This is a genomic window from Couchioplanes caeruleus, from assembly GCF_023499255.1.
Taxonomy (GTDB): domain Bacteria; phylum Actinomycetota; class Actinomycetes; order Mycobacteriales; family Micromonosporaceae; genus Actinoplanes; species Actinoplanes caeruleus_A.
The window spans coordinates 4,101,531-4,127,514 of the sequence record NZ_CP092183.1; the positions used below are offsets into that span (position 1 = coordinate 4,101,531).

Annotated in this window: 21 protein-coding genes; 11 read left to right on the forward strand and 10 right to left on the reverse strand. The window is 70.8% G+C overall.

The genetic code is table 11. The features are described from left to right. Positions 1-575 precede the first annotated feature (575 nt). The 3 genes from COUCH_RS18875 to COUCH_RS18885 all read right to left on the reverse strand — a co-directional run bounded on the left by COUCH_RS18875 (position 576) and on the right by COUCH_RS18885 (position 3,679). Positions 576-1,013, reverse strand: a complete 438-nt coding sequence (locus COUCH_RS18875; protein WP_249613406.1) for a hypothetical protein — start codon at positions 1,011-1,013, stop codon at positions 576-578. 230 nt (positions 1,014-1,243) lie between these two features. After that, the gene (locus COUCH_RS18880; protein WP_249613407.1) at positions 1,244-2,212 is read right to left on the reverse strand and encodes a pirin family protein; all 969 of its coding nucleotides are present in this window, start codon (positions 2,210-2,212) and stop codon (positions 1,244-1,246) included. 129 nt (positions 2,213-2,341) lie between these two features. Continuing rightward, positions 2,342-3,679 carry an acyltransferase family protein gene (locus COUCH_RS18885; protein ID WP_249613408.1) on the reverse strand — a complete coding sequence of 446 codons (1,338 nt, stop codon included), beginning with the start codon at positions 3,677-3,679 and terminating at the stop codon, positions 2,342-2,344. Between the two features lie 129 nt (positions 3,680-3,808). On the opposite strand from COUCH_RS18885, the gene COUCH_RS18890 reads away from it, so the two are divergent. Further along, positions 3,809-4,771, forward strand: coding sequence for a hypothetical protein (locus COUCH_RS18890; RefSeq protein ID WP_249613409.1), 963 nt, complete (start codon positions 3,809-3,811; stop codon positions 4,769-4,771). Here COUCH_RS18890 and COUCH_RS18895 read toward each other — a convergent pair. Together COUCH_RS18895 and COUCH_RS18900 are read right to left on the reverse strand one after the other, a co-directional pair. Further along, a complete protein-coding gene (locus tag COUCH_RS18895; RefSeq protein ID WP_249613410.1) occupies positions 4,758-5,165 on the reverse strand; it encodes a pyridoxamine 5'-phosphate oxidase family protein in 408 nt (135 codons plus the stop codon). The two genes, COUCH_RS18890 and COUCH_RS18895, sit on opposite strands and share 14 nt — an antisense overlap. Continuing rightward, positions 5,162-6,697, reverse strand: coding sequence for a DUF2252 domain-containing protein (locus COUCH_RS18900; RefSeq protein ID WP_249613411.1), 1,536 nt, complete (start codon positions 6,695-6,697; stop codon positions 5,162-5,164). Before COUCH_RS18900 ends, COUCH_RS18895 begins: the two co-directional genes overlap by 4 nt. Positions 6,698-6,984: 287 nt before the next feature. On the opposite strand from COUCH_RS18900, the gene COUCH_RS18905 reads away from it, so the two are divergent. The 6 genes from COUCH_RS18905 (at position 6,985) to mmsB (ending at position 14,700) form a co-directional block, all read left to right on the forward strand. Then, positions 6,985-7,998, forward strand: a complete 1,014-nt coding sequence (locus COUCH_RS18905; RefSeq protein ID WP_249613412.1) for a LacI family DNA-binding transcriptional regulator — start codon at positions 6,985-6,987, stop codon at positions 7,996-7,998. 453 nt (positions 7,999-8,451) lie between these two features. Further along, a complete protein-coding gene (locus tag COUCH_RS18910; protein ID WP_249613413.1) occupies positions 8,452-9,123 on the forward strand; it encodes an L-ribulose-5-phosphate 4-epimerase in 672 nt (223 codons plus the stop codon). Next, a complete protein-coding gene (gene araA, locus COUCH_RS18915; RefSeq protein ID WP_249613414.1) occupies positions 9,120-10,607 on the forward strand; it encodes an L-arabinose isomerase in 1,488 nt (495 codons plus the stop codon). Before COUCH_RS18910 ends, araA begins: the two co-directional genes overlap by 4 nt. A gap of 118 nt (positions 10,608-10,725) precedes the next feature. Beyond that, the gene (gene chvE, locus COUCH_RS18920; protein WP_275980120.1) at positions 10,726-11,853 is read left to right on the forward strand and encodes a multiple monosaccharide ABC transporter substrate-binding protein; all 1,128 of its coding nucleotides are present in this window, start codon (positions 10,726-10,728) and stop codon (positions 11,851-11,853) included. A gap of 23 nt (positions 11,854-11,876) precedes the next feature. Continuing rightward, positions 11,877-13,397, forward strand: a complete 1,521-nt coding sequence (gene mmsA, locus COUCH_RS18925; RefSeq protein ID WP_249613415.1) for a multiple monosaccharide ABC transporter ATP-binding protein — start codon at positions 11,877-11,879, stop codon at positions 13,395-13,397. Between the two features lie 52 nt (positions 13,398-13,449). After that, positions 13,450-14,700, forward strand: coding sequence for a multiple monosaccharide ABC transporter permease (gene mmsB, locus COUCH_RS18930; protein WP_249613416.1), 1,251 nt, complete (start codon positions 13,450-13,452; stop codon positions 14,698-14,700). A 187-nt stretch (positions 14,701-14,887) separates the two neighbouring features. On the opposite strand, the gene COUCH_RS18935 is transcribed toward mmsB, so the two are convergent. Continuing rightward, positions 14,888-15,634 carry a hypothetical protein gene (locus tag COUCH_RS18935; protein ID WP_249613417.1) on the reverse strand — a complete coding sequence of 249 codons (747 nt, stop codon included), beginning with the start codon at positions 15,632-15,634 and terminating at the stop codon, positions 14,888-14,890. Between the two features lie 84 nt (positions 15,635-15,718). Further along, complete coding sequence (locus tag COUCH_RS18940) at positions 15,719-16,663, reverse strand: AraC family transcriptional regulator (protein WP_249613418.1); 945 nt, start codon at positions 16,661-16,663, stop codon at positions 15,719-15,721. Between the two features lie 80 nt (positions 16,664-16,743). Here COUCH_RS18940 and COUCH_RS18945 point away from each other — a divergent pair, with 80 nt between their 5' ends. Beyond that, on the forward strand, positions 16,744-17,208 hold the full coding sequence (locus tag COUCH_RS18945) for a DUF1772 domain-containing protein (protein WP_249613419.1): 465 nt from the start codon (positions 16,744-16,746) through the stop codon (positions 17,206-17,208). A 234-nt stretch (positions 17,209-17,442) separates the two neighbouring features. After that, complete coding sequence (locus COUCH_RS18950) at positions 17,443-19,074, forward strand: deaminase (protein ID WP_249613420.1); 1,632 nt, start codon at positions 17,443-17,445, stop codon at positions 19,072-19,074. Between the two features lie 314 nt (positions 19,075-19,388). Here the strand turns inward: COUCH_RS18950 and COUCH_RS18955 are convergent, their stop codons facing one another. After that, positions 19,389-21,020 carry a protein kinase domain-containing protein gene (locus COUCH_RS18955; protein WP_249613421.1) on the reverse strand — a complete coding sequence of 544 codons (1,632 nt, stop codon included), beginning with the start codon at positions 21,018-21,020 and terminating at the stop codon, positions 19,389-19,391. A gap of 31 nt (positions 21,021-21,051) precedes the next feature. Here COUCH_RS18955 and COUCH_RS18960 point away from each other — a divergent pair, with 31 nt between their 5' ends. Then, positions 21,052-21,987, forward strand: coding sequence for a DUF2332 domain-containing protein (locus COUCH_RS18960; RefSeq protein WP_249613422.1), 936 nt, complete (start codon positions 21,052-21,054; stop codon positions 21,985-21,987). 4 nt (positions 21,988-21,991) lie between these two features. Here the strand turns inward: COUCH_RS18960 and COUCH_RS18965 are convergent, their stop codons facing one another. Then, positions 21,992-23,263, reverse strand: coding sequence for a DUF1501 domain-containing protein (locus COUCH_RS18965; RefSeq protein ID WP_249613423.1), 1,272 nt, complete (start codon positions 23,261-23,263; stop codon positions 21,992-21,994). 5 nt (positions 23,264-23,268) lie between these two features. Continuing rightward, the gene (locus COUCH_RS18970) at positions 23,269-24,804 is read right to left on the reverse strand and encodes a DUF1800 domain-containing protein (protein WP_249613424.1); all 1,536 of its coding nucleotides are present in this window, start codon (positions 24,802-24,804) and stop codon (positions 23,269-23,271) included. Between the two features lie 116 nt (positions 24,805-24,920). Here COUCH_RS18970 and COUCH_RS18975 point away from each other — a divergent pair, with 116 nt between their 5' ends. Continuing rightward, on the forward strand, positions 24,921-25,961 hold the full coding sequence (locus tag COUCH_RS18975; RefSeq protein WP_249613425.1) for an ROK family protein: 1,041 nt from the start codon (positions 24,921-24,923) through the stop codon (positions 25,959-25,961). Positions 25,962-25,984: the final 23 nt, after the last annotated feature.

Here is a 25,984-nt window from a genome sequence, read left to right on the forward strand (position 1 = left end):
CCGCAGAAGTTAAGCCATTCTTAATGACCCGCTGAGGAAATCGAGGGCTGTTCCGCGACCGGCCTGGCGGCTACCGCCGGTGACCGTGTTGAGGGACACCCCGGCGGCACGCGGATCATGGCGGGAAAGGTGGCACCGTGGAAGGCGAAGGGCCGGCCCGGCGCTGTGCCGGCCCGTGCCGGACGCGCGCGCCGGCCTGCGCCGGACGTCCGTACCGGTCCTCCCGGGGGCACCCAGACCCGGGAAATGACGGATACACGACACCGATCGGAAGGAGCGGATCATGCCGCGCCTCGACCTCGGCGCCGTACGCGCCACCGTCCGCACGGCCCTGCGCCGGCTGGACGCCTGGACTCTGTCCACCCTGAACGCCCCGGCAGGCGCAACCCGCCCCCGTTGACGCCGCCGGGGCCCGGAGACGGCGGCGGGTGCACCCGCCGCCGTTTCACCCCACCACCGCAGGGGAGACCTGCGTGGCCCCCCGCAGAGGCGGCCGTCTGCAGAGGCGGCCGCTTCACCCGCGGCAGTCTGCGGACGCGGCCCGTTCAGACGCGGCCCTCGTGGAGGCAGCCCGCTCAGAGGCGGCCGTCCTTCGTGAAGTGGCCCACCGTGGACGGCAGCACCAGTCCCGCATCCGCGAGTCCGTGCAACAACGCCGCCAGCTCCGCCCGGGTCAGGTCGCCGGGCTTGTCCGGGTCGCGGTGCGGCACGTCGAGCGCCTGCGCGGCCTCGACCGCTCGGACGCCGATCGCCGCTTCCACGGCCCAGAGCCGGTGGGCGCGCATAGCTATGTGGGCCGAGTAGGTCAGTGCCTCGTGCAGGCGGAGGAGGCGGCGCAGGTCGGCCGCGAGTTGTTCGATCGGCGGCCCGGCCGGGCGCGGCTCTGACGCCTCGCGGTCAGGCCACGCGCGGGCCACCGCGGAACACAGTCGCGGTCCGTAGACCACGGCCGCGCCGAGCAGCGTCGGTGTCACGGTGATGAGGGCGAGTTTGCCCACGTCGAGCAGGCTCATCGTCTCCTCCGGCCTGCCGGGGAAAGCTGTCTCCTCCGACCATCCGCCGCGCCGCCACCACCGTCAAGGCATCTTTGTGCGACGGCCCGAAGTGGAATTTCCGGATCGGCCACCGCCGGCAGCCGGGCGACGTGAGGAAGCTGATCGACCCCGTCCGGCCACCGGCGGCGGCCGGGCGGCTTCAGGAGGCTGATCGACCCCGTCCGGCCACCGCCGGCAGCCGGGCGGCTTCAGGAAACTGATCGAACCCGCCCGCGCGGCACCAGCCGGGTGATCGGCATCGGCGGCGCCGGGATCGACGGCCCGTCATACCCCCGGACCGTCCCGAACCGCCCGTCCCCGCTCTCCCAGGCCTCGCGCGCCGCCACGATCTCGTCGTGCTCCCTGCCGACGAAGTTCCACCACATCACGAGCTTCTCCTCGAACGGCTCCCCGCCCAGCAGCAGCACCCGGCTCTCCAGCCCGGCCGACAGCGACAGCGAGGATCGTCCCGCGCCGAGATACAGCAGCGGGCCCGGCTTCAGCGGCGTCCCCGCGACGGCCGCCTCGCCGTCGAGCGTGAGCACCGCGTACTCGAAGCCGGGTCGCAGCGGTAGCCGGGTGTCCGAGCCGGCGGCGAGGGTGATCTCCGCGCCCACCAGCGGGGTGTGGCAGCGGGCCGGCGAGGTGGCTCCGGCGAGGTCGCCCATCAGGACCGTCGCGCTCAGGCCCGGGCCGGTCAGGACCGGCAGGTCGTCGTGGTGGGTGAAGGAGGGCGCCACGTCGCGGTCCGCGGCGGGCAGCGCCACCCACAGCTGTACGCCCTGCAGCACCGGCCCATGGGTCACGGGCGTCTCCTCCGAGTGCGAGATGCCCCGTCCGGCCGTCATGAGGTTGAGGCTGCCGGGCCTGATCTCCTGCCGGTTGCCGAGGCTGTCGCGGTGCAGGATCTCGCCGCTGACCAGCCAGCTCACCGTCTGCAGGCCGATGTGCGGGTGCGGCCCGACGCGCATCCCGGCCGCCGCGGTCAGGTCGTGCGGCCCGTACGCGTCGAGGAAGCACCACGCTCCCACCATGCGCCGCTGCTTGTGGGGCAGGGTCCGCACGACCTCCATGCCGCGGGGGCCGCCGAGCGCGACCGGCGCGCCCTCCAGCATCTCCGCGACGTGCACCCGCGTGACGTGGCCGCCGACCTCGGGATCCGCCTGCAGATTGCTCATACGACCGACGCTACCGCCGCCCTCCGACAGTTCCTACGGCGTCGGTGCAAAGAGCCGCCCCGGTCCTACGGCGTCGGAGCAGAGAGCCGCCCCGGTCCTACGGCGTCGGTGCAAAGAGCCGCCCCGGTCCTACGGCGTCGGAGCAGAGAGCCGCCCCGGCCCTACGGCGTCGGAGCAGAGAGCCGCCCCGGTCCTACGGCGTCGGAGCAGAATCGCCCCGAGCGCCAGCAGGGCCAGCGCGGCCGGCGCGGTGACCGGCACCACGAGCAGCGTCGCGGTCTTGCCGGCCAGCAGGCCGCCGTACCCGACCGCGGACACTCCCAGCACCCCGAGCGTGCACAACGCCGTACCTGTCGCGGCCCGGGCCGTCGATGCACCAGGTGCGATCTCGGTCGGCCCCGGCGTGTCGAACCGTCGGAAAGCCGACACCAGCACCGCCGTGACCGCGCCGGCCGCCGCCAGCCACACCGGCCGGGTCAGCCACCACCACGTCGTGCCGGGGGCGCCGCCGATGCCCGACCGGAAGACGGCGAGCAGAAGGAACGCCGCGCTGAGGTGCCACAGGAAGGCGGTCATGGCCAGACCGTTGGCGGCGACGACCGTACGCCACACGCGGGCGCGCGCCAGCCGGCGCGTCGCCGGGCCGCGCAGCAGCATCGCCAGGCCGGTCAGCCACACCGCGTGGGCGGCCAGGGCCAGCGTCGGCGGGGACATGTTGGACACCGCTTCGCCGGGAACACCCACCATGGACGTCGGGTACGGGCCGGCAGTCGTCAGCACCAGCAGCGCCGTCATGCCGCCCACGGCGAGGGGCAGGCCGTACCTCTGCAGCGTGCCGTCGGCGTACAGGTAGCCGAGCTGGTGCACGGCCGCCCACACCAGGAGCAGATTCAGCGTGGCGATCCCGGCGTACCCATGGAATCGCAGCACGTCCACGACGGCGGCCGCGGCGAACAACACGACCGGCACGCGTACGCCGAAAGCGCGGTGCAGCCGCGACATGACGGGTGCGAGCGCCACCAGTCCCACATAGACACCCAGGAACCACAACGGCTGCACGACCGTACGCAGAGCCACCCGCACGATGCCGTGGTCCTGTCCCGCCAGCGCCGCCCCCAGGGCGAGCACCAGCCAGACGGCGAGGAACACCGCGGCCGGACGCAGCAGCCGGGCGGTCCGCGTCCGGACGAAGTCCGCGTACCCGCCGCCGCGACGCTGGATCGACGCCCAGGCGGTCGCGTGCGCGAAGCCGCCGACCAGGAAGAACAACGGCATGACCTGCAGCAGCCAGGTGAGCGGCTGCAGGATCGGGACGACGGCGAGGACGTTGGTGATCCGGTCCCCGTCCGGTACGGCCATGAGCCAGTGACCGGCGATCACGGTGCCCAGCGAGGCGACCCTGAGCAGGTCGACGTAGCGGTCCCGGGTGGCCGGCGTCCGGGCGGCCGGATGCGTGGCGGAGGTCATGGCAGCCACTCTTTCGTGGCGCCGGCCTGCGCGGATGAGCCCGAGTACCTACCTTGTCCCGGGTACGCAGGACGGGCTCGCCGGTGCCCGGCAGTAGGGTGGCCGGAGCTCGCGGACAAGGAGGTCGATGTGCTGGTGCGCCGTGCTGTCACCGTTCTGGCCGTGGCGGCCCTCGCCGCCTGCGGCACCGACGAGCCGCCGACCCCGCGGACCGCCCCGGCACCGGCCTCCGCGCCGGCGCCCGGGTCGTCCGCTTCCTCCGCGTCGCCCGCTCCCTCCCCACCGGCCGGGCCTTCCCCGTCGGCGGGCCCGCCGGAGCTTCCGCTGGGCGGCACCAGGATCTTCCCGACGTATCGCGTCGTCGCCTACTACGGCACGGCCGGCACCGCCACGCTGGGCGTGCTCGGCGAGGGCAGCCCCGACAAGATGCTCCCCAGGCTGCGCGCCGCCGCCGAGCCGTTCGCGGGCGGCCGCAAGGTGCAGGTGGCGTACGAGCTGATCGCCAGCGTCGCCCAGGCCGGCCCCGGCAGGGACGGCGACTACAGCCAGATGATCCCGATGCAGCGCATCCAGCAGTACGTCGACCAGGCCAGGCGCAACAAGGTCCTGGTGGTCCTCGACCTGCAGCCCGGCCGCGGCGACTTCCTGCCCCAGGCGCGGCAGCTGGAGCGCTTCCTCGTCCAGCCGCACGTCGGGCTGGCCCTCGACCCGGAATGGCGCATGCCCCCGGGCAAGGTCCCCGGCAAGACCATCGGCCGGGTCGGCTCCGGCGAGGTCAACCGGGTCTCCGACTACGTCGCGGGCCTCGTGAAGCGGCACAACCTGCCGGAGAAGCTGTTCGTCCTGCACCAGTTCCGCTCGTCGATGCTGCCCGACGTCGCGCGCATCAGGAAGCAGCCCGGCCTGGCGATGGTGCAGCACGTCGACGGCTTCGGCACCCGCTCGGAGAAGGACGCGACCTGGAACAGGCTGCGCCGCCCGCAGCAGTTCCACCTCGGCTACAAGCTGTTCTACGACGAGGACATCAAGCGGTACGGCGCGAAGGACCTGCTCAGGTTCAAGAACGTGCCGGAGCTGGTCAGCTTCCAGTGAGCGAGACCGACCCCAGCACCTTCGTGATCGTCACCTCGAGGACCACCCGGGCCGGATTGGGGCGCGGCTGCCGATAACGCTCGGCGTACCGGCGCTCGGCCTCGGCGACCGACGCGGGATCGTCGCGGACGACGGCCTCGCCCTCGATCGTGCTCCAGTGCCGGCCGTCGACCTGGCAGATCGCCACGCGCCCGCTCCCGGCGAGAACGTGCCGCACCTTCGCCGAGGTACGCGACGCCGTCACCCGGACCAGCCCGGCGGGAACGTCGAGCGTCGCGCCGACCGGCACGACGTGCGGCGAGCCGTCCTTGCGCAGCGTGGTCAGCGTGCACAGGTGCCGCGCGGTCCAGAATTCCAGCAGCGCCGGGGAATGCAGATCCACCGGCCCGCTCATCGGACCGCCTCCGCGGTCAGGACGCCGGCCCGGACGGCCGCCACCAGCCGCTGGTGGTCGCTCTCGACCTGGTCGGCGTACGCGCGGGCGAACTTGCCCAGCACCTCGTCGAGCTTGTCGCTGCCGCCGATGTACCCGGCGATCATCGACGCCCCGCTGGTCCGCGCGTGGCTCTTCGCCAGCAGGTAGCCGCAGATCCCCGCGTAGTCCTCGAGCGCCGAGGCGTTGATGTCCTCGACGACGATCGCCCCCTTCATGTCGCGGAACTGCCGGACGTAGTACTGCACGTCGCCCACCGTGGCCCAGCCGAGCAGCGGGTCGCTGACCGTCTGCAGGGCCTGCTGATACTCCACCACCCGCTGCCCCTGATGCCGGTGCCACGCGGCGGCGCCGTGCTGATGCTTCGCGACCACCGAGCGGCGGGCCTGCTTGAGCTGCAGGAACACCACGTCGTCGGGGCTGCTGCCCTCGCACAGCGCCACGTACGCGCGCAGCCCCACCGAGCCCACGCCCACGACCTTGTGCGCGATGTCGACGATCCGGTAGCCGGCGAGGATGCGCGCCCAGTGCGGCGGCAACGTGTTCAGGTAGCCGTCCAGCGCCGCGGCCAGGTGCTCGAGGTCCGCGTCGGTCGGGCGCGTGATCAACGGCGGCTCCTCGACCAGGCGTACGGTGCCGTCCCGCTGCTCGGTGAAGCGCGGCAGCGCCCGGTCGCTGGTCCGGCGGCGTGCACGCCGCGCGGCGCGTTCGATCTCCTCCTTGAAGCTCGCCTTGCTGGCGGCCTTGCGCAGGTCGTCGACGTCCACGGTGTCGAACGAGCGGGCCAGCAGCGGCATCTCGGCGAGGTGCCCGATCTGCTCGCGGTACTCCTGCACGCAGTGCTGCACGGCGTCGGCGCAGGCGTGCTCACGGAAGCCGTTCTGCCGCCCGGCGACGTAGACGCTGGTCACGAGGCGGCGCAGGTCCCACTCCCAGGCGCCCGGGTGAGCCTCGTCGAAGTCGTTGAGGTCGAAGACCAGCTCCCGCTCCGGGGAGGCGTAGAACCCGAAATTCCCCAGGTGGGCGTCGCCGCAGATGACGGGGGTGATCCCGGTACGCGGCAGGCTCGCGAAGTCGTCCGCCATGATGTTCGCCGACCCGCGCAGGAACGCGTACGGCGATGCGATCATGCGCCCGACCCGTACGGGAATGAGCCACTCCAGGCGCCCCTCGTGCGCCTCCATGATCTGCGCCACCGGGTCGGCGCGGCCGGCCGCGGGCTTCCAATGCGCAAGATCCGACCGGGGCGAGCGGTCACGCAGGGACCGGCCCAGCTCGTACCGCTCGGCGCGGGGCCGCCCGGGCCGACGCAGCGACGTGAACCCGTCGTCGCTGCCACCGTCGAGCACGATGTGCCCGTTGGGCGGGGCGGCCGGGTCCGGCGGGCCGGGGTCGGTGGCGGCCTCCGTGGCGCCCGCCGGGTCCGTAGGCGGCGGGGGAGGGGCGAAGTCCGCCGGGCCGGCGGCGGGCGGGGAAACGGGGCGCGCGTCCATCACCGCCGAGCCTACGCACCGCGGCAAGATCAGGAAGGCCGCCCGGTGGCCTCGCGGCCCGGCCCGGGCGGGGCGGTCATCGCGGCGGCCGGTTGACGCCGATCTTGTTATCGCTAACAATGCATCGCGGGTCCGTAGCCGGAAACGCACAGCGGGTGTCCGGCCGCCCGGCCACCGGCGATACGATCCGGCCGGGATCGGTGGAGCTGCGCCCGCGGGTGCGGTACGGCGCCGGCCTGCCGGCGGCGCCGGCGAGCGGGGTGCCGTGAGGCGGGATGGAGTGGGTGATGGACGTCAGGGTGACCCGGAGCCCCGCCATGACCGACGTGGCCCGGCTCGCCGGGGTCTCGCACCAGACCGTCTCGCGGGTCCTCAACGACCATCCGAACGTCCGCGAGCAGACCCGCCTGCGGGTCCGGGCCGCCATCGCCGAGCTGGGGTACCGCCCCAACCGGGCGGCCCGCGCCCTCGTCACCGGCAAGTCGCAGCTCATCGGCGTGGTGGCGCAGAACAGCACGCTGTACGGCCCCGCGTCGCTGCTGGCCGCGTTCGAGCAGGCCGCGGCGGAGGCGGGCTTCGCCGTGAGCGTGGGAAGCGTGGGCCGCCTCGACCGGGAGTCGATCGCCGGGGCGGTGGAGCGCCACCTCGACCAGCGGGTGGCAGGGCTCGTCGTCATCGCGCCGGTGGCCTCGGCCGACGACGCCCTCGAGGACATGCCCGCCGGCGTACCGCTGGTCACGATCGACGGCGACCCGCGCCGGCCGCACGCCCTGGTGATCGTCGACCAGGCCGCGGGGGCGAGGCTGGCCACGCAACGGCTGCTCGCGGCGGGGCACCGTACGGTCTGGCACGTATCCGGACCGGCCGACTGGTACGACGCCGCCGGCCGGATCGAGGGCTGGCGTGCCGCCCTGGAGGACGCGGGCGCCGAGGTGCCGCCGCTGGTCCCGGGCGACTGGTCGGCTGCGTCGGGCTACGACGCCGGTCAGATGCTGGCGCGGATGCCCGAGGTGACCGCGGTCTTCACGGCGAACGACCACCAGGCGCTGGGCCTGCTGCGGGCCTTCAGCGAGCGCGGCCGCAAGGTGCCCGGGGACGTCAGCGTGGTGGGCTTCGACGACGTCCCGGAGGCGGCGTTCTTCATCCCGCCGCTGACGACCGTACGGCCGGCTTTCGGGGCCGTGGCCCACGCCGGCCTGGACCTGCTGCTCGCGCAGATCACGGCGGAGACGACGACGCCGGAACGGGTCGTCATCGCGCCCACCCTGGTGGACCGCGCCAGCGTCGCCCCGCCGGCCTGACCCGACCGCAGAAGAAGCCCGCGCCGCGCTGAAAGCCGCGCCGCGGTGCAAGCCCGCGCCGGAAAGCCCGCCCCGCGCTGAAGCCTGCGCCGCAATGAAGCCCGTGCCGCAGCGAAGGCTTGCGAGCCCCGCGCCGCGCACCCGGGCGACGCCGGAGCGGGGATGGCCGGACGGGCACCCCGTTGCACCGACGGGCAGCCCACCCCGCCATTTCCGCAAGATTGCGACCTTGTTGCCGTGGACCCGTTGACACGCGAATTGTTAGCGTTCACACTCGACGCACGCCGACCGGCATGTGGTCTGTGACACGCCGGTTCCCCCTCCACGGAGGTAGTTGATCATGTCCGTCGCACCGTCCGGGTCCCTCATGGCCGGCGCCGACTCCGGCGCCCTGCCGGGGCGGGCCGTCTCCGACCGGAGCCGCGCCCGGGTCCACCGGCAGGCGGTGACGGCGTGAGCACGAGCGTCCTCAAGGAGATCCGCCAGCAGGTCGCCGACCTGCACGCCGAGCTGCCGCGCAACGAGCTCGTCGTCTGGACCGCCGGGAACGTCTCGGCCCGGGTGCCGGGCGAGGACCTGCTGGTCATCAAGCCCTCCGGGGTCCGCTACGACGAGATCACCGCGGACAACATGGTGGTCTGCGACCTCGACGGCAGCCTCGTCGAGGGCGACCTCAGCCCGTCCAGCGACACCGCCGCCCACGCGTACGTCTACAAGCACATGCCCGAGGTCGGCGGGGTGGTGCACACCCACTCCACGTACGCGACGGCCTGGTCGGCCCGGGGCGAGGCGATCCCGTGCGTGCTGACGATGATCGCCGACGAGTTCGGCGGCGAGATCCCGGCCGGGCCGTTCGCGTTGATCGGCGACGACTCGATCGGCCGGGGGATCGTCGAGACGCTGCGCGGGCACCGCTCGCCGGCGGTGCTGATGCGCAACCACGGCGTCTTCACGATCGGCCGGGACGCGAAGGCGGCGGTCAAGGCGGCCGTCATGTGCGAGGACGTGGCCCGGACCGTGCACATCTCCCGGCAGATCGGTGAACCCGTGCCGATCGACCAGGCGCACATCGACGCGCTGTACGCCCGATACCAGAACGTCTACGGACAGGAGCCCGCCAAGTGAAGCCGCAGATCTGGTTCCTGACCGGCAGCCAGCACCTCTACGGCCCGGAGACCCTCGAGCAGGTCGCCGCCCAGTCGCAGCAGATCCAGCAGCTGCTCGTGGCGGGCGGGCTGAGCGCCGAGATCGTCGGCAAGCCGGTGCTGACCGACAGCGGCGCGATCCGCCAGGTGATGATCGACGCCAACGCCGATCCGGCCTGCCTGGGCGTGATCGCGTGGATGCACACGTTCTCGCCGGCCAAGATGTGGATCACCGGCCTGGACGCGCTGCGCAAGCCGCTGCTGCACCTGCACACCCAGCTGAACCAGGCCCTGCCGTGGGCGTCCATCGACATGGACTTCATGAACCTCAACCAGGCCGCGCACGGCGACCGGGAGTTCGGGTACATCCAGACCCGGATCGGGGTGGCCCGCAAGACGGTCGCCGGGCACGCCGCCGATCCCACGGTCGTCTCCCGGATCGACGGCTGGGCGCGCGCCGCCGCGGGGACCGCGCACCTGCGCGGCCTGCGGCTCGCCCGCTTCGGCGACAACATGCGCGACGTCGCGGTCACCGAGGGCGACAAGGTCGAGGCGGAGCTGCGGTTCGGTGTCTCGGTCAACACGTACGGCGTGAACGACCTGGTCGAGGTCGTCGACGGGGTGGGCGACGCCGCGATCGACGCCCTGGTGGCCGAGTACGCGGACGCGTACGCCCTCGCGCCGGAGCTGGCCCGCGACGGCGACCGGCACGACTCGCTGCGCTACGCCGCCCGGATCGAGGCCGGCCTGCGCGCGTTCCTCACCGACGGCGGCTTCGGGGCGTTCACCACGAACTTCGAGGACCTCGGCGGCCTGCGCCAGCTGCCCGGCCTGGCCGTGCAGCGGCTGATGGCCGACGGCTACGGCTTCGGCGGCGAGGGCGACTGGAAGACCTCCGCGCTGCTCGCGGCCGTGAAGGCCATGGGTACGGCCACCGGGCGCGGCACCTCGTTCATGGAGGACTACACGTACCACTTCGGGCCGGGCGAGCAGAAGATCCTCGGCGCGCACATGCTCGAGGTGTGTCCCAGCATCGCCGCCGACCGCCCGTCGTGCGAGATCCACCCGCTGGGCATCGGCAACCGCGAGGACCCCGTACGCCTCGTCTTCGACGCCGCCGCGGGCCCGGGCGTGGTGATCGGCATGGCCGACCTGGGCGACCGTTTCCGGCTGGTGGCGAACACCATCGAGGTGACCCCGCCGGACGAGCCGCTGCCGAAGCTGCCCGTGGCACGCGCGGTGTGGAAGCCCGCGCCGTCGCTGTCGACGTCGGCCGAGTCGTGGCTGACCGCGGGCGGCCCGCACCACACCGTCCTGACCCAGGCTGTGGGGGTGGAGACGCTGCGCGACTTCGCCACCATGCTGCACACCGAGTTGCTCGTCATCGACGAGAGCACGACCCCGCACGACTTCGCCGACCGGGTCCGCTGGAACCAGGCGTATTACCGCCAGTACACCCGGTAGGCGGCGAAGGTAACACCCCGCTAACAACAGTGTCCGTACCTGTTCACTTCTGATCGGACGTGCGGGAAAGTCGTCCCACGCTGTGCGCGTCCATCGCAGCCATATTGAAGGAGCAACTATGAAGTTCACCCGGCTTGCGTCCGTGGCCACGGCCATGACGCTCGCGGCGGCGATGGCCGCCTGTGGTTCCGCCGAGAAGACGGTCGACCAGAAGGGGGGCGCCGCGGACAACAAGGGCGCGCTCATCGGCGTGACCATGCCGACCCGGTCCTCCGAGCGGTGGATCAGCGACGGCGACAACGTCAAGAAGCAGCTCGAGGGCTTGGGCTACAAGGTCGACCTCCAGTACGCCGAGGACGACATCCCGACCCAGACGCAGCAGCTCGACAACCAGATCACCAAGGGCGCCAAGCTGCTGATCATCGCGTCGATCGACGGCACCGCGATCACCACGCAGCTCGAGAACGCGAAGGCCGCCAACATCCCGGTCATCGCGTACGACCGGCTGATCCGCAACAGCCCCAACGTCGACTACTACGCCACCTTCGACAACTTCAAGGTGGGCGTGCAGCAGGCGACGTCGCTGCTCACCGGCCTGAAGGTGCTCAACGCCGACGGCTCCAAGGGCAGCGTGAAGGGCCCGCTGAACATCGAGCTGTTCGCCGGTTCGCCCGACGACAACAACGCCACGTTCTTCTTCAACGGCGCGATGAGCGTGCTCAAGCCGTACATCGACAACAAGACCCTGGTCGTCAAGAGCAACCAGACCGACTTCAAGCAGGTCGCGACGCTGCGCTGGCAGCCGAAGGTCGCCCAGGACCGCATGGAGAACCTGCTGACCTCGACCTACCGCAGCGGCGCCAAGGTCAACGGTGTCCTCTCGCCGTACGACGGCCTGTCCATCGGCATCCTGTCGGCGCTGAAGAGCAACGGCTACGGCACCGCCGGTCAGCCGTACCCGATCGTCACCGGCCAGGACGCCGAGCAGGCGTCGGTCAAGTCGATCATCAAGGGTGAGCAGTACAGCACCATCTACAAGGACACCCGCGCGCTGGCCAAGACCACCGTCGAGATGGCCGACGCGGTCCTCAAGGGCGAGACGCCGAAGACCAACAACACCAAGGACTACAACAACGGTGTCAAGGTCGTCCCGTCGATGCTGCTGGACTCGGTGATCGTCGACAAGACCAACTACAAGAAGGAGCTCGTCGACTCCGGCTACTACACCGAGGCCGACCTGAAGTGACCGGCGCCGACACCATCCTTCACATGCAGGGCATCACCAAGACGTTCCCCGGCGTCAAGGCCCTGCAGGACGTCACGCTGGACGTGCGCCAGGGAGAGATCCACGCGATCTGCGGGGAGAACGGCGCCGGCAAGTCCACGCTGATGAAGGTGCTGTCGGGCGTGTACCCGCACGGCTCGTACGACGGAGAGATCATCTTCGCCGGCGAGCCGTGCCGGTTCTCCGGCATCCGCGACAGTGAGAGCCGCGGCATCGTCATCATCCACCAGGAGCTGGCGCTCGCCTCCAACCTGTCGATCGCGGAGAACATCTTCCTCGGCAACGAGCAGGCCAGCCGGGGCTTCATCGACTGGAACAGGACCAACGCGGCGGCGGCCGACCTGCTGCGCCGCGTGGGGCTGCGGGAGAACCCCACCACCGAGGTGATCGACCTCGGCGTCGGCAAGCAGCAGCTCGTCGAGATCGCCAAGGCGCTCTCCAAGGAGGTGCGGCTGCTCATCCTCGACGAGCCCACCGCGGCGCTCAACGACGAGGACTCCGAGCACCTGCTCGACCTGCTCCGCGGGCTGCGGGACGAGGGCATCACCTGCGTGATCATCTCGCACAAGCTCAACGAGGTGATGGCCATCGCGGACCGGGTCACGATCCTGCGCGACGGCCGCACCATCAGGACGATGAGCATCGTGGACGACGAGGTCACCGAGGACAAGATCATCTCGGGCATGGTGGGCCGCGACCTCGACCACCGCTTCCCGCCGCACGAGTCGCACGTCGGCGAGGAGGTGCTGCGCATCGAGGACTGGACGGTGCACAGCCCCACCCAGCACGGGCGGGTCGTCGTGCGCGACGCCAGCCTGACCGTGCGCCGGGGCGAGATCGTCGGCCTGGCCGGGCTGATGGGCGCCGGCCGTACCGAGCTGGCGATGAGCGTGTTCGGCCGCTCGTACGGGGTGAACATCTCCGGCCGGGTCTTCAAGGACGGCAAGGAGGTCCACCTGCGGTCCGTGCGCGAGGCCATCGACCACGGCATCGCGTACGCGACGGAGGACCGCAAGCGCTACGGCCTCAACCTCATCGAGGACATCAAGCGCAACGTCTCCGCGGCGGGTCTCCGCAAGATCGCCAAGGGCGGCTGGGTCGACGACAACGAGGAGTTCAAGGTCGCCGACGAGTACCGGCAGTCGATGAACATCAAGGCGCCCAGCGTCGCGAGCGTCACCGGCAAGCTCTCCGGCGGCAACCAGCAGAAGGTCGTGCTGTCGAAGTGGATCTTCACCGATCCGGACGTGCTGATCCTCGACGAGCCGACCCGCGGCATCGACGTGGGCGCCAAGTACGAGATCTACACGATCATCAACCGCCTCGCCGACGAGGGTAAGGGCGTGCTCGTGATCTCGAGCGAGCTGCCCGAGCTGCTCGGTCTCTGCGACCGCATCTACACCCTGTCGGAAGGGCGGATCACCGGTGAGGTGTCCCGCGCCGACGCCACCCAGGAGGGCCTCATGACCCTCATGACCATCGGACAGGAGGTCGTCGCGCCATGACGGATTGCACCGAGCGCAGCGAGGGCCACGACGACATGGCCAAGGAGACACAGTGACCAGCGTGGCACCCACCAACGCCGACCTGGCGCTCGGTACGCCCTCGGCGTCCCAGCCGGGCGACTCGCCGCGGCGGTTCAACTTCAACCTGCGGCAGAGCGGCATCTACATCGCGTTCGCGCTGATCGTGCTGCTCTTCACGGTGCTGACCGGCGGCGACATGCTCGCGCCGCAGAACATCAGCAACATCGTGGTGCAGAACTCGTACATCCTGATCCTGGCGATCGGCATGATCATGGTGATCATCGCCGGGCACATCGACCTCTCGGTCGGCTCGGTGGTGGCGGCGACCGGCGCGTTCGCCGCGGTCATGATGGTCAACTGGGACGTGCCCTGGCCGCTCGCGCTGATCGTCACGCTGATCTTCGGCGGCGTCATCGGCGCCTGGCAGGGTTACTGGATCGCGTACTTCGGCATCCCGGCGTTCATCGTCACGCTGGCCGGCATGCTGCTGTTCCGGGCGGTCACCCTGATGATCCTGGGCAACCGGGGCATCGGCCCGTTCCCGGACGAGGTCCGTACGCTGGCCAACGGCTTCACCGACGGCTACCTCGGCAACATCGGCCTGGGCGGGCTCGGTGGCGCCGACCTGTTCAGCATCATCATCGGGCTGCTGGCGGTCGCCGCGATCGTCTTCACCCAGTGGCGCGCCCGTGCGGGCCGCCAGCGCTACCTGCAGGCGGTCGAGCCGTTCCCGCTGTTCGTCGCGAAGATCGCGATCGCCTCGGTGATCCTGATGTTCGTGATCGTGCAGCTGGCCCGGTTCCGCAACCTGCCCTGGGTGCTGGTGCTGCTGGCGGCGCTGGTGATCGGCTACTCGGTGATGACCAACAAGGCGGTCTTCGGCCGCCAGATCTACGCCGTCGGCGGCAACCTGCAGGCCGCCACGCTCTCCGGCGTCAAGGTCAAGAGCGTCGTCTTCTGGCTGTTCGTCAACATGGGCGTGCTGTCCGCGCTCGCCGGCATCATCTTCGCCGGCCGGCTCAACCAGGCCAACCCGACCGCGGGCAACGCCTTCGAGCTCGACGCCATCGCGGCGGCCTTCATCGGCGGCGCGGCGGTCCAGGGCGGCGTCGGCAAGGTCGTCGGCGCGATCACCGGTGGTCTGATCATGGGTGTCATCAACAACGGCATGAGCCTGATCGGCGCCCCCAGCGAGCAGGTCATGCTTGTCAAGGGCGCGGTCCTGCTGGCCGCGGTCGCCTTCGACATCTGGACCAAGCGCCGCTCCGGCGCCTCCCGCTGAGTGTCCGAGCCGGTACCGCGCAAGCGGCGCCGGCCGGAGGGTGAAAAGGGGATGAGAGGGTGGTGGCCGCCCCGCCGAGCGGCCGCCACCCTCTCGCGTACGGTGCCTCCGGCACAGCGGAGTCACGGGCTCGCCGCCATCGGCACCACCCGGCCTCTTGGCCGGCTCCCGGTCAGATGCGCCACTACTAGCGAATCTTGATTGCTCTGACCACTTCCGGCCGTTCGTAGTAGGCGGCGTCGGCATGTACCGCGGTCCGGACGACGGCCTCGAAGAATCGGGTCTCCTTGACGACGGCATGCTGCAGGAAGTCGGAGTCACACACTGCCTCAGCGGCACCTGCGGTTCCATAACCCCAGCAGCCCGCCAGAATGAGAACCTCAGTCCTTCGGCCGTTCGACAGCGGGTTGGGCGTGCGAACAACGAGGCCGTAGTCGAGAGTCAAACTCCCATCGGCTCCGCGCCGCGGGACGAAGTCGTCTCCAGAAACGCTGTCACGCAAGGTCACATCGTGAACTTTCGCTCCCGGCACGGTGATGGAAAGCTCGTCCGTGAAGCGTTCCATGGTGGCCCTTGTGAGCTCGTTCGTGTCCGGCCCGCCGAGCAGTATGAGGTCACGTTCGTGATCCTCCGGAGCGAGAGAGCCGACCGACAGGACCCTGACTGAGCAGCCGATCTCCTGCAGCTCTCGCTGGATAGTGATCAGGCCGACGACATCACCCATTCCGACGAGGCCCGAGGGCTCCCACTGCCCCAACGCGGCACGGTCCTGGGCGCCGAGGACCACGGTGACGCCGCGAGTCGCCATCCTTCCCCAGAACTGGCGGGCTCGTTTCTCTCGTTGCCAGCGCCTGATGCGTGCCACGCTCCAGGCGGACAGAGCACCGATCCCGGCGGCGACCAAGTTGATGACTATGTCCCGTACGTCGTCCACAGGCCCTCCCTGACTCGTGCCTGACGGACAGAAGGCACAACAAGTCGCCGCTGGAACTTCAGGCGGCATCGGCGGGTGTATGGATCAGACAGTCCGGGCGGCAGCTTCGTCGCGGAGCGTGCGCGGGGACACGCCTCGGACCCGCTTGAACGCGGCGCTGAGGGCGAACGGGCTGGCGTACCCCACCTCCCGCGCGATCGTCTCCAGCGTCGCGTCGCTGCGCAGGAGCATGTCGGCGGCGCAGGACAGGCGCCACTCGGTCAGATACGTCATCGGCGGCACGCCCACGAGCCCGGTGAACCGCCGCGCCAGCAGCGCGCGCGAGCAGCGAGCCTCGGTGGCCAGGGACGCAACCGTCCAGGCGTGGTCCGGCCGGGCGTGGATGCAGCTCAGGGCGGCGCCGACGATCGGATCACCCTGGGCGGTGTACCAGCGTGGCGGATGCGCATCCGGCAGCGCGAGCCACGTACGCACCGCGGTGATCAGGACCAGGTCGAGCAGCCGGTCCAGGACGACGTCCTGGCCGGGCAGGTCCCGATCCACCTCGTACATGACATGGTCGACCAGCCCGGAGTCCCACTCGCCGGGCCGCAGCACCACCAGGTCGGGCAACGCCGACAGCAGCGACCGGCTGATCTCCGCCGGCGAGTGGTACGTGCCGGTGAGCAGGATCGTGTCGCCGTCGGGATCGTTCCCCCACGACCGCAGCCCGAGCGGCCCCACCGGACGGGCGCCGGTCACGCCGGCAATCGGCCGGCACACCTGGTCCGGCCCGATCGCGACCTGCGGCGCCGTCGTGGCGGAATCGGCCACCGTGTACGGGGCCGGTCCCCGCACGACCGCAACGTCCCCGGGCACGAGCTCGGTCGTCGCCGCGCCCGCACCGATGTACGCGGAGCCCCGGACGACCGCCACCAGTGTCAGCGGAGCCCGGTCCTCGATGCGTATCGACCACGGCGCGGACAGCACGGAGCGCAGAATGAAGGCTCCCCGTGCCCGTGGGTCGAGCAGGCCGCTGACGGGGTCCATCGGCGCAGCATAGACGCTCGCGTATGGAGCGGGGCGCCTGCCGCATGGATCATCTAGGCGGGCTGCGATGACATGGAGCCATGAGTCGTCCATGGGATGTTGTCGTCGCAGCCACCGCCGTTGGCAGCGGGCTGCTTGCCGGCGTGTTCTTCGCCTTCTCCGCCTTCGTGATGAGCGGCCTGCGCCGGTTGCCCGACGCAAGCGGCGCGGCGGCGATGCGCTCGATCAACGTCACGGCCCAGCGCCCGCCTCTGATGATCGCCCTGTTCGGCGTCTCGGCGCTGTGCGTCGTGATGATCGTCCGGGCGGTCGTCACCTGGTCCCGGCCCGGCGCCGGGTGGCTGCTGCTCGGGGCGATCGTGACGCTCGTCGGAGCCCTCGGCGTCACATCGGCCGTCAACGTGCCGCTGAACAACCGGCTGGACGCCGGCACCGTGTCCTGGTCACGGTTCCTGGCCGGCTGGGAGCCGGCCAACCACGCCCGTACCGTCCTCTGCCTGGCCGGATGCGCGTTGCTCCTGGCCGGCGCCCTCCGCCGCCACTGACCCCCATGCCAATGAGTGCGAACCACACATCGACAGCAGGCAATGATGTAAAGGATCGTCTGTGCGGGGTGCTTGGTGCGGCAGGTGTTGGCCCTCGAGGCCTATGAGACACCCGGCTAGACGTCGATTCCGCAATAACGACATGGCTCGCAAGCGAGTCCGCCTAAGTTCGCAGCTATGCGAAGCGAAAGCAACAATGACCCATCGCCCAATCCGGACAGCACGCTCCCCGGAGTGTCTTTCGGAGATATTCGTGCGGACGAGGACATTTTGACCGAAGCGGCGCGGATCTTCGGCGAAGGGGATGTGCCGACACGGCGGCCCGAACTGATTTTCGCAGTTGTGCGGACGTTGGGAACGGAAATCGAACCCGTGCTACTTGAGCTGGAGGAGCGTTTGAGGGCATGCCAGTACAGCACGGTACGCGTGAAGCTGAGCAATCTATTGAGCGCCGGCGACAGGGCGCCGGAAACAGAAGCGCAGCGTTACGAAATGTTGATGAATGCCGGCGATGCCGCAAGGAGTGTCCTCGGTCGATCGGATGCCGTAGTTCTCAAGGGTATAGAAAGAATGATCCAGCTTCGGGGTGAGGTTCCGCCCCCGCGTGCCTTTCTGGTGCATACGCTGGTTCATCACGAAGAAATTAATACGCTGAGGAATGTGTACGGTAGCCGGCTGTTCGTCGTGGCGTGCGACCAAGTCAGATCGCGACGCCTGGAAGTCCTTACTCATCGATTCTCGGCAGATTCGGCGCTTTCGCGTGATGAGGCGGAGGCGGCCGCCCTGCATGCCGTCAACAGAGATGCAGGAGTTGCTCAGGCTCTCGACGAGGTGGCGAGAGAGATATCGCCTAGGTATCGCGTACACGTCGGCAAGACGCTCGAGCGTGCTGACGTATTCGTCAGTGGTGACAAGCCAGAGGCGGCCAGGCGCATCGTGCGCCGCTTGGTCGAATGCGTCATGAGTCATCCCTTTCACACGCCTACCCTTGATGAGCTGGGCATGGCCGCTGCCTTCCATGCCGCGCTCGGAACGTCGACACTCTCGCGTCGCGTGGGTGCGTCGGTCATGCGTGAGGGCCAAATCGTCGCCATCGGAATGAACGAGGTTCCCAAGTCTGGTGGGGGTGTATATCACGCAGAGAGTGATCCGGACGGGAGGGAGTGGAGGACGCAAGGCTCGGCTAGTGATCGGGCCCGCGCCAAGATGCTAGGCGATATCTTGCGACGGTTGCGAGACAGCGGCTGGCTTAGGGAGGACCTGAGTCGCGACGCTTCGATCGGAGATCTTATTCAAAGGGCCACGGACGACGGCCGGTTGGCCGGTTCTGAGATATTCGATGTGATTGAGTATGACAGAGCGACCCACGCCGAGATGGTGGCGATAACTGGCGCGGCCCGTCTGGGGATAAGCGTGGACGGAGCTACCCTGTACACGACGACGTTGCCCTGTCATGAATGCACTCGCAACATCATCCCGTCAGGAATATCGAGGGTTGTTTATCTGGAACCATACGACAAGAGCAGAGGTGCCGAGTTCCACTTCGATTCGATGTCTCTGATCAATCGCAGTGGGAAACAGTTTGACAAGCTTGCATTTGAGCCATACTCAGGGTTCTCCTATCAGCGCTTCTACGAACTTTTCGCCTGGGTTGACCGGAAGATGGACGACGTTCGCAAAGCGAACAAACAGGCGTTGACTTTTACCGGCGAGCCGGTAGCTTGGACGCCTAACGGCGCATCGGTCAGACCTAGTATCTTCAGTCAGCAGTTCGGGGCCGTTGAACTGGTCGGTCAGTTGCTTCGGGAACGGTTACTCCTCATGGCAATTGCAGGTCCTCCAGCGATCGGATACGCGGGTGATTAACGAAGAGGTTGAACGCGGCATCGATCGATTGGCCAATGTTCTATGGAATAACGGCGTCCATCTGGGTGCGCGTCCGTCCTGGACGGCTGAGAAGTGGCAGGCTTGGAACGCGCTCTTCGCGAGTAGCGGAAGGTCTGTCAACAACACGGTTGCGGAAGAGTAGGTTGGCTGGTCATCGGCTCGCTGCACTGATCTACCGCTGACGATGTACGTTGCGCTTACGACACCAGCCACCTGCGTCAGCGGTGCGCTAGGTCACGACAAACAAAGCCAGGCCCGTCCTTTGCCGGGTGGTTGTCCGCCACCCTTGCCGATCACCAGGCCACGGTGCCCTGCGGGCTCGGCTGAAGGGTCCCCAGCTGCAGCGACTTCATGGTGATGTCGCTGTCCACAGCCGCCGGGAAGTCGTCCAGTGCGGCGACCACCCCGCGGCCCGACGGCTCGAGGCTGCCGCGGAGCGTGTTGCCGGCCGGGCAATCGCTGTCGTTCTTGTCGCACGCCACCCATTTGATGCCCTGGAACGCCCCGCTCCCAGGCCGCAGCACCATCGCCACGGCCTCGCCCGGTTCGTTCACGCCTCGCGTCGGCACGGTCACCGCCTCGTCCGCCGCGTTGTAGAGACGGATCGTGACGCGGCCGTCCACCCGGCAGGACGTGTCGGAGTCGTTGACGAGCGACACGAGGCCCTTCTGCGTACCCGACGGCCCGAAGTTCTGCGCCGTGACCGTGATGCTGGTGTCGGAGGTGCGGCAGGCCCGTACCGACTTGGTCGGGCTGGCTTTCGGGACGACCACGTCCGTCGGTGCCGCCGCGCTGGTGCGTACCGGCCGGGTGGTGTGGCTGGGCGACGTCCGTGCGCTGGGCGCCGCCGTGGTGCTCGATCGGGATGCCACCACGGCCGGGGTGCCCGCCGAGCCGGAGTCCGAAGAGCCGAAGAGCAGGTCCCGAGCGGGCGTCATCGTCAGCAGCCCGGCCGCGGTCGCGACGACCGCCGCGGCCGCCAGGGCCGGAGCCGTACGCCCCCAGGGCCGCGACCCCACTCCCGTGGGCCGCGAGCCGGACAGCTGGACGGCTTCGGCGGCGCGCCGCACGTCCGGCCGGCCCGTGGCCGGGGCGTCCGGGGTCTCGGCGGCGAGCAGCATGTCGAGCAGCTCGGCGGCGGTGGGCCGGAGCGCCGGATCCTTCGCCAGCGTCTTCGCGACCAGGTCGCGCAGCGGCTCGGGCAGGCCGTCCAGCCTCGGCGGCTGGGTCAGGATCGCGCCGGCGGTCGCGGCCGCCGTGTCGCCGCCGAAGGGGGTGCGGCCGGTGCCGGCGTACGCGACCACGACACCCCAGGCGAAGACGTCCGCGGCCGGCCCGGTGAGCCGGGCGGAGTCCGCCTCGAAGCGTTCCGGTGCCATGTACGCGACCGTGCCCACCATCTGGTCGGTGCGGGTGTGCCGGCTGGTGGCCTCGAACGCGCGGGCGATGCCGAAGTCGATCACTTTCGGGGCGCCCAGCGCGAACAGGACGTTGCTCGGCTTGAGGTCCCGGTGGATCACCCCGGCGCCGTGGATGGCGGCGAGCGCGGTCGCGACCCCCACCGCCACGCTGTAGAGGTGGCCGCCGGTCAGCGGGCCCTGGGCGGCGACGACCTCGGCGAGGCTGGGGCCGTCGACGTACTCGACCACCAGGTACGGCGTCTCGTGGTCGGGGTCGGCGTCGAGGAGCTCGGCGGTGCAGAAGGGCGGCACCTGCCGTGCCCGGTTCACCTCGCTGCGGAACCGCGCGCGGAACTCCTCCTCGCCGCCGTACTCCGGTTTGACGACCTTGATGGCCACGGGCCGCCCGCCGGGGTCGCGCCCCAGGTAGACGGTGCCCATGCCGCCCTGGCCGAGGCGGCTCTCCAGGCGGTACGCCCCCAGCCGGCGCGGGTCGGCCGGCCGCAACGGTGTTCGTGTCGACATCGAAACGGATCTTACCGGGCATGATGGGGCGATGACGGTCGCCGATGTCTACGCCGCTTTCGCCGATCAGGAGGCACGCGGGACCTCACCCCGTTACGAGCGCCTCGCCCGCGCGGTGTCGCGGGATGCCGGCCTGCTCGGCCTGATCCGCTCGTTGCCGCCCGGCAAGTGGCAGCCCAACCTGCTCTTCGGCGTCGTGCGGCTGCGCGGCGGCCCGGTGGAGGACCCGGCCGCGTTCCGGGAGTACGTGCTCACCCACTGGCCCGCGGTGGCCGCCGAGGTCCGGGTACGGATCACGCAGACGAACGAGGCCGGGCGCTGTGCCGTGCTGCTGCCCGTGCTGGCCACCCTGCCGCAGCCGCTCGCGCTGCTCGAGGTGGGTGCCTCCGCGGGCCTGTGTCTCTATCCCGACCGGTACGCCTACCGCTACGGCGCTCACCGGGTCGGCGCCGGCTCGCCCGTGCTCGACTGCGCGGCCACGGGTACGCCGCTTCCGCACGGTGTCCCCGAGGTCGTGTGGCGCGCCGGGCTGGACGTCAACCCGCTCGACGTCACCGATCCCGCGGACGTGGCGTGGCTCGACGCGCTCATCTGGCCGGAGCACGACCATCGCCGGGAGCGCCTGCGCGCCGCTGCCGCGGTCGCCGTGGCCGACCCGCCGATGCTGGTACGCGGTGACCTGCTCGACGACCTTCCCGCGCTGGCGGCCCGCGCACCGGCCGGCGCGACGCTCGTCGTCTTCCACACCTCGGTGCTGTACCACGTGCCCCGGCCGCGCCGGGAAGCGTTCGCCGAGCTCGTGCGGGCCCTGCCGGGGCACTGGGTGTCGAACGAGGCGGCGGACGTGATGGGCCACGACGCGCTGCCGGAGCCGCCGGACGGGTCGCTGCACAACGTGCTCGCCCTCGACGGCACCCCCCTGGCCTGGACCCGCTCGCACGGGCAGGCCATGACGTGGTTCGGCTGAGCGGTCAGCGGGCGGCGGCCAGGCCGAACGACGCCGGGGCCACGCCCGGGAACACCTCGCTGAGCGAGCCGAAACCGCATCGCTTCTGCAGGATCTCGCCGATGACCGCGCGGTAGTCGGTGGTCGCCGCCAGGTCGCCGTCGACCAGCGCACCGGGGGACAGGCCCGGCCAGGCGCCGTACACGGTGCCGCCGCGGACGCCGCCGCCCATGACGAGCATGGCGTTGCCGTGACCGTGGTCGACGCCCCGGGACGCGTTCTCGGCCACGCGCCGGCCGAACTCGCTGACCGTCACCAGGGTCACCCCGGCCATGCCGTCCGGGCCGAGGTCGGCCGCGAACGCCGCCAGCGCCGTCGCCGTCTCGAACAGGTTGTCGTACATGCGCTGGCCCTGCACGGCCGTGCCGAGCCCCTCGTGCATGTCCCAGTCGCCGCAGTCCACGGCCGCCGCGGCGAGGCCCGCGTTCGCCTTGATCAGGCGGGCGACGTCGCGCAGGGCGGTGCCGAGCGGGGTCTTCGGGTACGCGGCCCCGTTGGCCGGTGTGTACGCCGTGGCGCGTACCGAGGCGGTGGCGGTCAGCGCGGAACCGGCCGCCAGGGCGGGGCCGGCGAGCAGCTCGGGGGCCGTCGCGTACATCCGGCTCAGCGCCGCTGCCATCGGGCGCTTGGCGCTGTCCCCGGCCATCGTGAAGCCGTCGAGCGTGGCCATCGACACGTCCGTCGCCGGGCCGGCGAGCAGGCGCGAGGGCATCGCGGCGCCGAGCGAGACCCCGGCCAGCGGGCCGCTCGCGCCGGTCAGCCCGAGCATCCGGTCCAACCAGCCGCTGCGTACGGAGGTGCCGGCGGCCGCGCGTTCCATCTCCTCCATGGCGGCGAAGTGGGAGCGGGTGGGGTTGGGCTGCCCGACCGCGTGGACCGCCGCGAGGCCACCGTTCTTCCACATGGGCAGCAGCGGGGCCAGCGCGGGGTGCAGGCCGAACATCGCGTCGCCGCCGATGGCCTGGCTCTTCGGCAGCGCGATGGTCGGGCGCGCCCGGTAGTAGTCGGCGTCGCCGATGGGCGCGATCGCGGACAGGCCGTCGAAGCCGCCGCGCAGCGACAGCACGACGAGGGTGTCGCCGGTGTAGCCGTCCGCGGCGAAGGCGAGCCGGGTGGACAGCCCTTCGGCGGCGAGGCCGGCCAGGACGCCGCCCGCGCCGGCGGCCAGCCCGCGGCCCAGGACGCCCCGGCGGGTCAGGGTCGTGAGCTCGTCGCAGCCGCACGCGGTCGTGGTCATCAAGGTCACCTCAGCTGGAAGGACGGCGAGTCGAGGACGAGCGCGATCAGGTACGGGGCGCTGCCGGTCAGTGCCGTACCGGCGGTCAGAGAACTCGTCGGCAGTTTCCCGGCGACGCTGAGCACCGCGGCGACGTGCCCGGCCGGCAGCTTCGCGCCGATCAGCCGCAGCGCCAGCGCGTCGACCAGGGCTCCGTACGTCGCGGGAAGAGCAGGTACGAGCGCCTTGAGCAGGTCGGCGGGACCGGTGAGGCCCTTGGGGTACCAGCCGGTGGCGAGGTTCAGGTGGCTGTTGCAGCGCATGAGGAACGCCGAGGGCGACGCCCAGGCGGCGGCCACGTCGGGGAAGCCGTTCGGCGGGCTCCAGCGGAACGGGGCGTTGCCCGCGTTGACCAGGGTGTTGTGCAGGGCGTCCAGGGCGGCGGTGCCGGCGGCCTCGGGGCCCAGGCCGAGCGCCCGGATCGTGGCGGCGAGGTCCTCGAACGGCGTGCGCACCTTGCTCCCGGCGGACGCGGCGAACTCGGGGGAGGTGAACAGCGTCCGCAGCACCGGGGCGACGGCCGTACCGTTGTCGAGGTAGACCCTGGCGAGCCGGGCCACCAGCGTGGCCGGCGGCTCGTCGGCGACGAAGCGCAGGCACAGCTTGGTGGCGATCCGCTCGGCGGTCGCCGGGTGCCGGGCGAGGTGGTCGAGGAAGGCCATGGCCGCCGCCTCGCCGCCCTCGGCGGTGGCGTTCGGGTGGTTGAAGCCGAGGATGGACACCGCGCCGGTGGCGTGCTTGGCCGCGGCGTACGTGTACAGCCCGGTGGAGCCCACGGTCAGGCCGGTGAGCAGGCGGGCGGCCGCCTGCACGTCGGCCTCGCTGTAGATCATGCCGACGGTGTGCAGCTCCATCAGCTCGCGCGCGTAGTTCTCGTTCGGCAGCGTCCTGGTGGAGTGCCGGTTGTCCAGGTACGTGAGCATCGCCGGGTGCCGCGCGGACGCCTTGAGCATGTCGGCGAAGCGGCCGAACGCGTGCTTGCGGGTCACCGTGGCGTCGTAGTCCGGGCGGCTGTCCCAGACGCCGCTGGAGGGCGCCGCGACGTGCAGGTGGTTGGCCCAGAACGCGGCCGTCGTCTCGAACAGCTGGCGGTTGCTCCAGGCCGCCCGGGCGATGGTGGCCCGGCCGAGCTGGCCGAACGCCTCGTACGAGTGCCGGGGCAGCTTGGCGCGCACCGTCGTGATGTCCGCGTTCGCCAGCGGCAGGCGGGTGAGCAGCGCGTCGACCTGGGCGTCACCGATCGCCGCGGGGTCCAGCTGGCGGTCGAGCCAGCCGCCGACGCCCAGCTTCGCCGCTTCCGCGAGCGCGGCCGGGGTGACGCCGTACGTGGCCCGGCGCAGCAGGTGCGCGACCGGGTCGGCGGAGACGAGGTCGCCCGCCGCGACCGGTGCGGCGCCGGGAGCGGCCAGCGTCGCGTCCGGGGCGAGGCCCGTCGCGGCGGTCGCGGCCACCGCCACGGCGCCTCCGAGCAGGGTGCGGCGGGTCGGTCGGGACGTCTGCATGCCCGGCCGATCGGCGGGTCCTTCGGCGGTCCGCGACCTGGCAACCGGCCCGCACCGGCCCGCAATCGGCCTGCACCTTCTCGCTTACGGGCCCGCGCGGACGTACGCTCGGCCTCGTGGATCACATCGATGCGGTACGGACCCCCGCGTCCTGGGTCGTGGTGGGGCTCGACAACGGTGGCACCTGCAACAACGCGACGGTGCTCGACGCGACGGGCCAGTTCCTCGTCGACCGGCTCGTGGAGAACCCGAGCCGGGTGCAGGACGGGCCGGAGTCGGCGGTCGAGGCGCTCGCCGAGGCCTTCACCGGCATCCTCACGCTGACCAGCACCCCGTCGAGCCTGGTCCGCGCGGTGGGGCTGGACACGCCGGGGCCGGCCAGCGCCGACGGCGTGATCTCGTCGAAGGGCTCGACGAACTTCTCGCAGGTGTCCTGGCACGGCTTCGACATCCGCGGCGCGCTCGAGGCCCGCATCGGCCTGCCGGTGGTCTACAACAACGACGCCAACGCGGCGGCCCTGTACGCCCACCACCGCCACTTCGGCGCGGACGCCGCACACCGCTCCTCGGTCGCCGCGATCGTCGGCACCGGGCTGGGCGGCGGCGTGGTCGAGTGGGGCAAGGTCGTCAGCGGGTCCGCGGGCATGGCCGGCGAGCTCGGGCACGTGCAGATCCCGCTGCAGGACGTGCTCGAGCAGGGCCAGCCGATCCCGGTGTGCAACTGCGGCTTCGAGGGCGACGTCGAGAGCATCGCCTCGCTGACCGGCATCACCAAGAACCTCCTGCCGTACTGGCTGTCGCGCCACCCGGACCACCCCCTCGCGGCCGAGCCGATCGGGAAGGCGGCGAAGATGCTGCGCGGGTACGGCGAGAAGGACGACCCGCTGGCCCTCGCGGTCTTCGCCCAGCAGGCCAAGGCCATCGGCAAGCTGTTCACCATCGCCGCCAACTTCACCGACCCGTCCGCGTACTTCCTCGGCGGCGGCGTGGTGGAGGCCGCGCCGAAGTTCCGGCAGTGGTTCCTCAACACCGTCCGCGAGCACACCAAGCTGCGCCGCGAACAGCAGGCGGCGACCACGTTCGCGCTCGTACCCGACCTCGACATGGCCGGCGCGCGCGGCGCGGCGGTGGCTGCCCTGGAGACAGTCACGCCGTAGTGCTGCCCCAAGGGGACACACAC

Coding starts and splice junctions, on each gene's coding strand:
- COUCH_RS18875 (WP_249613406.1), bottom strand. CDS start 1,013: ATGAGCCTGCTCGACGTGGGCAAACTCGCCCTCATCACCGTGACACCG.
- COUCH_RS18880 (WP_249613407.1), bottom strand. CDS start 2,212: ATGAGCAATCTGCAGGCGGATCCCGAGGTCGGCGGCCACGTCACGCGG.
- COUCH_RS18885 (WP_249613408.1), bottom strand. CDS start 3,679: ATGACCTCCGCCACGCATCCGGCCGCCCGGACGCCGGCCACCCGGGAC.
- COUCH_RS18895 (WP_249613410.1), bottom strand. CDS start 5,165: ATGAGCGGGCCGGTGGATCTGCATTCCCCGGCGCTGCTGGAATTCTGG.
- COUCH_RS18900 (WP_249613411.1), bottom strand. CDS start 6,697: ATGGACGCGCGCCCCGTTTCCCCGCCCGCCGCCGGCCCGGCGGACTTC.
- COUCH_RS18905 (WP_249613412.1), top strand. CDS start 6,985: ATGGACGTCAGGGTGACCCGGAGCCCCGCCATGACCGACGTGGCCCGG.
- chvE (WP_275980120.1), top strand. CDS start 10,726: ATGAAGTTCACCCGGCTTGCGTCCGTGGCCACGGCCATGACGCTCGCG.
- mmsA (WP_249613415.1), top strand. CDS start 11,877: ATGCAGGGCATCACCAAGACGTTCCCCGGCGTCAAGGCCCTGCAGGAC.
- COUCH_RS18940 (WP_249613418.1), bottom strand. CDS start 16,663: ATGGACCCCGTCAGCGGCCTGCTCGACCCACGGGCACGGGGAGCCTTC.
- COUCH_RS18945 (WP_249613419.1), top strand. CDS start 16,744: ATGAGTCGTCCATGGGATGTTGTCGTCGCAGCCACCGCCGTTGGCAGC.
- COUCH_RS18955 (WP_249613421.1), bottom strand. CDS start 21,020: ATGTCGACACGAACACCGTTGCGGCCGGCCGACCCGCGCCGGCTGGGG.
- COUCH_RS18960 (WP_249613422.1), top strand. CDS start 21,052: ATGACGGTCGCCGATGTCTACGCCGCTTTCGCCGATCAGGAGGCACGC.
- COUCH_RS18965 (WP_249613423.1), bottom strand. CDS start 23,263: ATGACCACGACCGCGTGCGGCTGCGACGAGCTCACGACCCTGACCCGC.
- COUCH_RS18970 (WP_249613424.1), bottom strand. CDS start 24,804: ATGCAGACGTCCCGACCGACCCGCCGCACCCTGCTCGGAGGCGCCGTG.